Source organism: Kordia sp., from assembly GCF_045105435.1.
Lineage (GTDB): Bacteria > Bacteroidota > Bacteroidia > Flavobacteriales > Flavobacteriaceae > Kordia.
In genome coordinates, this window is sequence record NZ_JBGCDL010000287.1 from 1 (window position 1) to 10,534 (window position 10,534).

Sequence of the window (10,534 nt, forward strand, 5' to 3'; positions counted from 1 at the left end):
ATGGTAACATCTTCAGAAGATGTTGAAGTAAACTTCACAACAAACTTTCCTCGTGTTGGATTTGGCCAAATAGCAAAACCTTCCAACTCATTAGCAGCAGTTGATAGTGTATTTTGAACATTAATACGATAATCTTCTACTTCTCCATCTGCTCCATTTTCACAAGAAGTTGGGAATACAATCGTATTTCTAGAAGTATACTTTGTTGACACACGCATCGTAGTTGCTCCTACAAGAGCTGTACTTGGCACCATAATCAACATTCCAGAGTTTGCTGTTGCACCATCGGCTACATTATCTGCTTCTCCTAAATCATATTCTTCTCCTGCATCGTCAAAACTACAATTCTGGTTCCAATCAATCCATACTTTCGTTTGTGTTCTAAAGTCTCCATCTGTATTTGCATTCACTGTAAGTGCGTATGATGATTCCTTTATTACATCTGTAGCATCTGTAGACGTATAATCAGTATATCCTGCAGGTTTTGCAGAAGATCTAGTAATATCTTCAAAGTCTACCAACGTTGTACTTGTTTGGAAGCTTGTATTTGATACAGAAGCACAAACTGCACACGATTGTGTTGTAAATGAATTTGTACTTGAATATACCGTTGACACACAATCATTCGCAACTCCAATTCTCCAGTAATATGTAGTCGATTGTCCTAGAGAAGAAGGCGTGTAATTAGCATTTGTTACTGTAGTCGATTCTACAATATTTGTAAACCCTGGATCTGTTGCAAATTCAATTTGATATCCATCTGAAATTGTATTTACAGACCAACTAAAACTTGTATTTACAGGGATATTTGTAGCATTGTTTGAAGGCGAAACTAGCGTCACTGGCGATAAACTTCCAGGAAGTACGCTAATAATTAAATCAGAAACTCTTGTCGTTCCTCCAGAAGTTCCTTGAGCAGAAAACAAGTACGTACTTGGTGCTACTCCGCCTGTTCCAGAAATTGTAAGCGTTACGTTTGTTCCATCTGCGGAAGCATTAATAGGATTAAAAGTTGCGTTTGCTCCTACCGGAAGATTCGCTACAGAAAAATTAGTAGTACCATTAAATCCGTTAAAAGCATTGTACGTAAAGTTATATACAGCATCTGCTGGCTGACAAGCAGTTTCATCATTGTCTGCAAAAACCAAAGCAAAATCTGGCTCTATCAACGTAAAATTGCTAGAGTTCATCGCAAAAAAGATATTTCCTGCGCCTTCTACAATAATTCTTGCTTGCGAAGTTGGTGCCGTTACAGGAACTGTAATTTGGTGCGAACCATCATTATTCACATTTGTTGCCAACGTAAACGGAAATGTAGCGCCACCATCTATAGACAGTAAAATATTAACACTTGCAGTATTTATTGGTGCCATATCAGTATTTGCCACGTCCCAAGTTACTGTTTGAGCAGTTCCCATTTCCCAGCTCACATTCGAATTTTGTGATGATACTGTAAAAGGTCCTGCCAATGTTGTTACTTCAATAGAAGCAGTGTCAAAACTAGATTGCCCACCGAGTCCTGTTGCTGTAGGTTCTCTATCACGAACAGTTAATGCCCAACTCATCGTTCTATTTACAGTAGCTACAGTTTCCCAAGCACTATTTATAGTAGGATTTGTTTGTGTTAAATTTCCAGATGCAACGCTACTCAATTTTGGAATATATCTATTTGGGGAACTTGTTGGTACTTGCGATCGGTTCATAGAACCATTCGTTATCGTAGGACCAAATGTCGTATTTGTAACTTGTCCGCTATCCGCTTGCTCCCAACAATAAGTCAGTGCATCGCCTCCATCGGCGTCTGTAGCACTTCCTCTTAGTACATACGCTGTTCCTTGTGGAATAATATAATCGCTTCCTGCATTCGCATTTGGCGGATTGTTTGATAACATTGGTGAGTTATTAGCTGTCCAACATGTACGTATTTCTAAATTATCTAAAACTTGTCTAATACTATGATAATGAAAATATGGATCACTATTTTGTTGTACGTTATTTGCACCTGTAATTCCTGCATACGCCATTACTGTTGATCCACTTCCTGGTTCAGCATTTACACCTGTTCCTTCAGTATTAAAAGCCCACGTATGGTTTGCGCCCATTTGGTGACCAATTTCGTGTGCTACATAATCAACATCAAAAGTATCTCCTTCCGGAATTCCATCTGACGGAGACGTATACGCACTTCCTTTATTTTCATCAGTGGTAGACAATGTATCATCTACACAAACACAACCAATACATCCTGCGTTTCCACCACCACCAGTAGCACCAAACAAATGTCCAATGTCGTAAGCAGCATTTCCAATAGAACCTGTTAAATGGTTTTGAAGCTCTGTATTCCAAGCACCAGCAGTTCCTGCGGCTGCGGCTGAGTACGGATCTGTATTTGCATTGGTAAATATTAAAGTATCATTATTTGCAATCAACTCAAAAGTAACTGCCATGTCTACTTCAAAAATAGCATTGACACGTGCCATTGTTGCATTAATCGCAGCCATAGCGTCCGCTACTGCTCCACCGTGGTATTGTGTATATTCTCCAGTTACAGAAACTGCAATTCGGAATGTACGTAAAGTTTGGTCGTCTGCGTCTTTAGGTTGAATACCTGTATCATCAGTAAATTTTCCTTGTACTTCATCAATCGTTTTACAATTAAATTCACTTACTGTATTAACACGTGCATCTCTAGTATACAATACATAATTAACCACATCGTTTCCTGCTGGTTGCATAAAAACTGTTGGTTGATCAACATAAGAAATCATTGTTTGTACACCTTTGTGCGAAATACTCATACGTATTGAGGCACCATAATTTTCTTGACTATACCCAACATACGATTTAATATTTGGAAATTTTGCAGCCAATTCAGGTGCAAAAACTGGAGCTTCATATATTTTAAATGTTTCTAGCTGTCCATTAATTCCAGGGATTTGCACAAAAGTACCAGAGTCGTAGGTAACTCCTCGTAAAGGTGCATTGATAAGTTGTTGTTGAAAGTTTTCAAAATTTAGCTCAAAAAAATCAACTTTCTGTTCGGATAAATTTAATTTTGATACTGATTCAGTATCTGTAACGGTTTCTAGCTTTTTCCAATCGTTGTTTTGAGCAAACCCAACAGAGGAAATCAAAAATAGATATGCTAAAAAACCGAAGCATAATTTTTGCTTCATAGCGCTTTTTATTTAAGATTAGGGGTTAATTTTAACGTCAAAAATCACTTTTTTTAACCTAGAAACATAAATTTTACATCATTTTTCGACGAAGCAGAAGAATTTGAGCGACGAAGGATTTATTTTTGTCTATGAATGAATGTGCTTTTTAGTAAAAAAAGAAGATTAGAATAAGATTATTTATTTTTTGTGAAAGAATTAGATAGTTTTGTAAAAAAGACTGCTTAGTGAATACCATAGATTTTTTTGACGCATATAGAGCCAAAAATCCATCCGCAATTACCATTGGTACTTTTGATGGTGTTCATGTAGGACATAAAAAAATTATTGAAAATCTGATCGAAAAATCAGAAGGACTCAATACGATGTTGCTCACCTTTTTTCCGCATCCGCGAATGGTGTTACAACAAGATAGCAACATTAAATTAATCAACACGATTGAAGAGCGTATTCAATTGCTAGAAGCAACCGGACTCAACACATTAATCGTTTATCCATTTAATAAAGAATTTTCACGCTTGAAAGCGCGCGATTTTGTACGCGATTTTTTGATTAAACATCTAAACTTAAAAAAAATAATTATTGGGTATGATCATCGTTTTGGGAGAAATCGAACCGCAAATATTGACGATTTACGAGAATTTGGTGAAGCATTCGATTTTAAAGTAGCAGAAATCGGAGCCAAAGAAATTGACGATATCACCATCAGCTCTACTAAAATTAGAAAAGCACTAAACGAAGGTGATATTACAACAGCTAACACCTATCTTGGTTATGAATTTATGCTTACAGGAACTGTTATTTCTGGCAAAGGTTTGGGCAATACAATCGACTTCCCAACGGCAAACATTCACATCAAAGAAGATTATAAACTCATTCCTAAACAAGGTGTTTACTTTGTAAAAAGTATAATTGATGACCAACCTGTTTTTGGAATGATGAATATTGGCACAAATCCGACCGTAAAAGGAACGAGCGAAAGTATTGAAGTACATTTCTTTGATTTTGATCGCGATATTTATGATAAAAAAATTCAAATCCGATTGCTCAAACGTTTACGAGACGAACAAAAATTTGATTCTATCGAACACTTAAAAGCACAATTAAAAAACGACAAACAAACCTCTTTAGCACTAATTCAAGAATATCATGCTGAATAAATTTCTTTACAAACAAGTAGACAACACTTCGCTCGTTATTTTTCGAGTATTTTTTGGGTTACTAATTGGTTTGGAAGGATTTGGCGCCATTTTCACAGGTTGGGTAAAACATACATTTATTGATCCTGATTTTACATTTCCGTTTATTGGGTTTGAAGGTGTTTTAACACCAATACATCAAACACTCAAACAACCACTGTTAGATTTTAAGCTATTCGGAATTGAATGGTTAAATATGGCAGACTATACGTATGGCTTTTATTTCTACTTTGCGTTGATGGGAATTTGTGGTTTTTTAGTCATGATTGGCTATAAATACCGCTGGAGTATTGGAACGTTTACCATTTTATGGACAACGGCGTATTTAATGCAAAAAACGTCTTATAACAATCATTATTATTTACTAGTATTATTGTGTGTATTTATGTGGATTGTTCCTGCGCATCACTACCTTTCGGTGGATGTAAAAAAGAATCCTACGTTAAAAAAAATACACATGCCCAATTGGGTTTTAGTTATTTTTATATTGCAATTATTCATTGTATATACCTATGCTTCGGTTGCCAAAATGTATCCCGATTGGTGGTCAGGTGAAGTACCAACAAACCTCATGGCAGGACGTAAAGAATTGCCTATTGTGGGCGAATTTTTACAGCAAAAATGGATTCATGTCTTGCTCACGTATGTCGGACTCAGTTTTGATTTACTCGTAGTTCCTGGACTATTATGGAAGCGTACACGTGTGTTTTTCTTTATATGCTCCATCGTTTTTCACTTATTTAACTCGTTTATTTTACACATCGGAATATTTCCGTACATGTCGCTGGCACTTTGTATTTTCTTCTTTGAGCCAACAACCATTCGCAATATTTTCTTAAAGAAAAAAGAAATTTATACAGGAAACGAAATCAAACTAACTCCTTACCGAAAAGTAATCATTCCAATTTTTGCTATTTACTTTATTTTTCAAATTTTATTGCCATTACGTCATTGGACATTTGAAGACGACGTTTTATGGACCGAAGAAGGACATCGCTTGAGTTGGCGAATGATGTTACGTGCAAAACAAGGACATGTAACCCTAAAAGTAATTGACAAAAAAACAAGAGATAGTACGTACATAAGCCCATCAAAATATACGTCTGCTAAACAAGCTGCACGCATTGCAGTTAAGCCTGATATGTTATGGCAATTTGTACAATTTTTAAAGAAAGAATACGCCAAAAAAGGAACAGATATTGAAATCTATGCAGAAGGACTTGTACGGGTAAACAATCATCCGCGGCAACGACTTTTCGATCCAAAAGTAAATTTGGCAGAAGAAGAATGGTCGCACTTCTCACATCACACTTGGTTATTGCCTTTTAGAAGTAAATATGAAAAGAAGAAATCTCCACCAAAAAAATGATTTTAAAATTTCTTGTATTCTAGACAAAAAAATAACTCTTGTTTTCTCTTAATTTGATTATTTTTGTGGCTTCATTAATCCGTGCGTTAAGGATTGAGACGACATCCTTTTTGGTATGAAACGTCATTACGAGGAGCAAACGACGAAGTAATCTGCTTCTTTTAAGCAGCTTGCCATAACAAATTCAAAAATTTGTCTCGCAATGACAACATCAAAAAGATATAGTTGAAAGCCTGACCGAAGAGAAATCGTAGGAAACGCCAAAAAAATAACAAAATGTTACAATTACAATTTATTAGAGAGAACAAATCAGAAATTATTGAGGCTTTGAAGAAAAGAAATTTTGATGCTACTGAAGTTGTAAACGAAGTTGTTTCACTTGATGAAGCACGTAGAAGTTTGCAAGTTGAATTAGACAATGCGTTGGCTTCCTCTAATAAATTATCCAAAGAAATTGGGCAATTGTTTAAAAGTGGCGAACCAAAGAAAGCAGCCATTTTACGCGAAAAAAGTACGCAAGTAAAAGCGCAAGCAGAAGTTTTAAAAGCAGATTTAAAGGAGAAAGAAACCTTGGTTGCTGAACTTTTATATACAATTCCGAATGTGCCAAACAAATTGGTTCCAGCAGGAAATAGTGAAGACGATAACGAAGAAGTATTTCGTAAAGGCGATATTCCTACGTTGCATGAAAACGCGCAACCACATTGGGAATTGGCTAAGAAATATGACATCATCAATTTTGAACTTGGAAATAAAATTACTGGCGCAGGATTTCCTGTGTATAAAGGAAAAGGTGCGCGTTTGCAACGTGCGTTGATTCAGTATTTCCTAGATAAAAACACAGATGCTGGTTATACAGAATATCAAGTACCACATTTGGTAAATGAAGCTTCTGGTTACGGAACAGGTCAGTTGCCAGATAAAGAAGGACAAATGTATCATGCAACTGCAGATGATTTGTATTTGATTCCGACAGGAGAAGTTCCTATAACAAATATTTTTCGTGGCGATTTGCTAAAAGCAGACGATTTACCAATTTGCTGCACAGGATACACACCGTGTTTTAGACGTGAAGCTGGAAGTTACGGAGCACATGTTCGTGGTTTGAATCGTTTACACCAATTTGATAAAGTCGAAATTGTACGCATTGAACGTCCTGAAGATTCGTATGCTGCTTTAGACGGAATGGTAAATCATATCAAAGAAATACTAGAAGAATTACAACTTCCGTACAGAATTTTACGTTTGTGTGGTGGCGATTTAGGATTTACAGCTGCATTAACCTATGATTTTGAAGTATTTTCTACAGCGCAAGATCGCTGGTTGGAAATCAGTTCGGTGTCTAACTTTGAAACATTTCAGGCAAATCGTTTAAAATTAAGAATCAAAGACAAAGACGGTAAAAAGCAATTGGCACATACCTTAAACGGAAGTTCATTGGCTTTACCGAGAGTTTTGGCTGGAATTTTAGAAAATTATCAAACGGAAAACGGAATCGAAATTCCAGAGGTATTACGCAGCTACACTGGCTTTGACGTAATTTCATAAGTCAAAAAAAACAATAAACTCATTATTTTTTAAACATCGGCAATGCATTTTGTCGATGTTTTTTGCTTTTTAACGATAATTTATATACGTTTGCAGTCCCAATTTTTAAACCAAAATATGTGCGTCCATCCATAGATTAATAGCTAGTACGCATCATATTAGAACTAAACAGAAAATGCTATACACCCAAACCTAGTTTTAAATAGTTAGATCTATGGAATTTATTTATAGCTGATAGAAATGCCTGAGCAATTGCTCGGGCATTTTTTGATTTTGGTGAAGCTAGTATTTTTAACACCAAACGTCACTTCGAGTGATTTTTTTGTAATGAAATGAAAAAAAATTGTATCGAGAAGCGATTTGAAAATCATAGTAGATCTCGATACAAAATTTCTTTGAAATTCCACTCCTTCAGACAGTTTTGTATAGAAGAAATGCATTTTCAAATATTCTAAAAATCCACAGTCTTCAATCAAGTTTTTAATGCACTCCAAAAATCTAATACCGCAGGCATTGAGCTTGTCGAAATGAAGCAATCCAATATCCTAAAGTAAATCGATCTAACAGCGTTAGCGATCTAATATCTAACCACATTACAATTTATTTAACATACTTTATGTTATCTTTGAAAAAAAGCTTTTCTATGCGTATCCTTTTATTCATCATTTTCAGTTTGGCAATGTGTACACAAACCGTTGCACAAAGTGATGCACTGGCGCGACAATATTACGAGAAAGGAGAATACAAAAAAGCCGTCATCGCTTTTGAAAAACTCTATGAAAAATCGCCGCGTAAAATCAATTATTTCATTGGAATGATTAATAGTTATCAGCAACTCGAAGATTTTGACACTGCCGAAAAACTGTTATTAGAAGCTGTAGAAAAGCCTAAATTGAAACGATTGAATCCTATTTTGCTTGTAGAAGTTGGTTTTAATTACGATTTAAAACGTGATACTGTCAGCGCAAATAAATACTACGAAAAAGCAGTAGCATACACCAAAGCTAAACTCACAGCTTCGTACGGAATTGGGCGTGCGTTTGAGAAAAAATCGTTACTCAATTATGCTTTGCGTGTCTACAAACACGCCATGGCGGAAAATCCAAACTATAACTTCCTAAACAATATTGCCCGTATTTACGGTGAAAAAGGTGACATTGAAAAAATGTTTTCTAGTTACCTGGATTTAATCAAAGATCGTGTAGAGCAAAAAGGATATTCGCAGCGTATTATCAGTCAGTTTTTGCGAAACGATCCCAATGATGAAAACAATACACTTTTCCGAAAACTATTGCTCAAACGAAATCAAGAAGATCCAAATTTAATCTGGAACGAATTATTAAGCTGGTTATTCATTCAGCAAAAGCAATACAAAAGAGCGTTCATTCAAGAAAAAGCAATTTACATGAATGGCGATTATTCGCTGCAACGTATTTTTGAATTGGCAAACTTGAGTATTGAAGACAATGACAAAGAAACAGCACGCGAAATTCTAAACTATATCATTGAAAAATCTACGCAAGACAGCACTGTTATTCGCGCTTCGCAAAGCTTACTTCAATTAGATATTGAAGCTGTGGCGGATGGAAACTATGACGCCATTCAGCAACGATTTGAAGCATTACTCACGCAATACGATCGCAATTTCAGAACCATTTTATTACAACGCGATTATGCAAACTTTTTAGCGTTTCAGAAAGATGATCCAGAAACTGCAATTGCATACTTAAAAGAAGCCATAGAAATAAAACTAACCTTGCGTCAACAAGCGGTTGTAAAATTGGCTTTGGGTGATATTTTGGTGTACAAAGAACAATTCAATCAGGCATTAATTTACTTTTCGCAAGTACAAAAAGCGTTGAAGAATGATGTCACTGGACAAGAAGCACGTTTCCGCGTAGCACGCACAAGCTATTACAAAGGAGATTTTGAATGGGCAGAAACGCAACTCAAAGTATTAAAATCGTCTGTATCACAATTAATTGCGAACGATGCTTTGCAACTAAAACTGATTATTTCTGATAATTCTTTGGAAGATTCTACGCAAACTGCCTTAAAAAAGTATGCAAAAGCCGATTTGTTACACTATCAAAAGAAAGATACAGAAGCTATTAATACATTAGAAGATATATTGCAAAATCACAAAGGGGAAAAAATTGAAGATGAAGCCTTATTAATGCAAGCAAAGCTTTATGAAAAACGTGGCGAATTTGACAAAGCACGCTTAAACTACAAGAAAATTATTGAGTTTTACAAAGAAGATATTTTAGTGGATGATGCATATTTTGCCATGGCACAACTCTATCTCAATCACTTTGATGAGCCTGAAAAAGCCAAACAATTCTTTGAAGAAATCATATTCAATCATCAAGATAGCATTCACTATGTAGAAGCGCAAAAAGCGTATCGAAAGTTACGTGGCGATTCGGTGAATTAACTTAAAAATTGAATGAAAAGATTAATTTTCACACTAGCAACTCTAAGTTGTTTCATTAGTTGTAAAAAAGAAAGCACTATACCTCAAAAAAAGCATCAAACAATTATTGATATTACAAAAATCAGTTATTTCGATGCTGAGACAGCTAGTTTTACACTCTACAAAAGCGATACCATAAATGGATTAGTCTATAATCCAAAATACATTGTTTCTGAAGTAACTTATGAGGTTTTTCGAATGCTCGACACTACTCAGAAAGGCTATAATATGACCTATCATATAGCAAAAATAAAAAAAGTATCAGAATTGGTAAATGGTGCCGAAGGTGGACTCACAAAAGTAAGTGCAGAGATACGAGATTTTAATAATCCAAAAAAAATCGAATTTATCATTGATGAAACCGAAAGTGATGAAATTCAATTTGAACCAAATTTATATCGAATCATAGCACATGGCTGTTGCGAATCTAGTGGCTGGATTAAAGTATACAACTATCAGCAAAAACTTATTACAGAAGGTGAACCTAGTGTAATATATAGTAAATATCCAGTTTGGTAATAGTAAAGTACTGTTTCATTTCAAACTTCATGTATAATTCAGCTTAAAACCGTAATTTTGCACTTCATTACAAAACTCACGTATGTACATTTATAATGTAACCATCAATATTGCTGAAAGTGTTCACGACGAATTTCTAATCTGGATTAAAAAACACATTCCTGAAGTATTGGCAACAGGTAAATTTACCGAAGCACGGTTTACACAAGTATTGGTAGAGGAAGAAATGGAAGGAACTACCTATTCC

Annotated in this window: 7 protein-coding genes; 6 read left to right on the top strand and 1 reads right to left on the bottom strand. The window is 35.3% G+C overall.

Annotated elements, in window-relative coordinates; translation table 11 throughout:
* The coding region (locus tag AB8B65_RS14815; protein ID WP_405302039.1) for a reprolysin-like metallopeptidase at nt 1–3,176 on the bottom strand (3,176 nt) is incomplete at its 3' end.
* A gap of 227 nt (nt 3,177–3,403) precedes the next feature.
* Here AB8B65_RS14815 and AB8B65_RS14820 point away from each other — a divergent pair.
* From AB8B65_RS14820 to AB8B65_RS14845, 6 genes are all read left to right on the top strand, one after another.
* Nucleotides 3,404–4,336, top strand: a complete 933-nt coding sequence (locus tag AB8B65_RS14820; protein ID WP_405302041.1) for a bifunctional riboflavin kinase/FAD synthetase — start codon at nt 3,404–3,406, stop codon at nt 4,334–4,336.
* A complete protein-coding gene (locus AB8B65_RS14825) occupies nt 4,326–5,744 on the top strand; it encodes an HTTM domain-containing protein (protein ID WP_405302043.1) in 1,419 nt (472 codons plus the stop codon). The genes AB8B65_RS14820 and AB8B65_RS14825 overlap by 11 nt, the downstream gene beginning before the upstream one ends.
* A 276-nt stretch (nt 5,745–6,020) precedes the next feature.
* On the top strand, nt 6,021–7,292 hold the full coding sequence (gene serS, locus AB8B65_RS14830) for a serine--tRNA ligase (protein WP_405302045.1): 1,272 nt from the start codon (nt 6,021–6,023) through the stop codon (nt 7,290–7,292).
* 643 nt (nt 7,293–7,935) lie between these two features.
* Nucleotides 7,936–9,729 carry a tetratricopeptide repeat protein gene (locus AB8B65_RS14835; protein ID WP_405302046.1) on the top strand — a complete coding sequence of 598 codons (1,794 nt, stop codon included), beginning with the start codon at nt 7,936–7,938 and terminating at the stop codon, nt 9,727–9,729.
* A gap of 12 nt (nt 9,730–9,741) precedes the next feature.
* Complete coding sequence (locus AB8B65_RS14840; RefSeq protein WP_405302047.1) at nt 9,742–10,287, top strand: hypothetical protein; 546 nt, start codon at nt 9,742–9,744, stop codon at nt 10,285–10,287.
* Nucleotides 10,288–10,369: 82 nt separating this feature from the next.
* On the top strand, nt 10,370–10,534 hold a 165-nt coding region (locus tag AB8B65_RS14845), incomplete at its 3' end, for a DUF4286 family protein (protein ID WP_405302048.1).

Coding starts and splice junctions, on each gene's coding strand:
- serS (WP_405302045.1), top strand. CDS start 6,021: ATGTTACAATTACAATTTATTAGAGAGAACAAATCAGAAATTATTGAG.
- AB8B65_RS14825 (WP_405302043.1), top strand. CDS start 4,326: ATGCTGAATAAATTTCTTTACAAACAAGTAGACAACACTTCGCTCGTT.
- AB8B65_RS14840 (WP_405302047.1), top strand. CDS start 9,742: ATGAAAAGATTAATTTTCACACTAGCAACTCTAAGTTGTTTCATTAGT.
- AB8B65_RS14835 (WP_405302046.1), top strand. CDS start 7,936: ATGCGTATCCTTTTATTCATCATTTTCAGTTTGGCAATGTGTACACAA.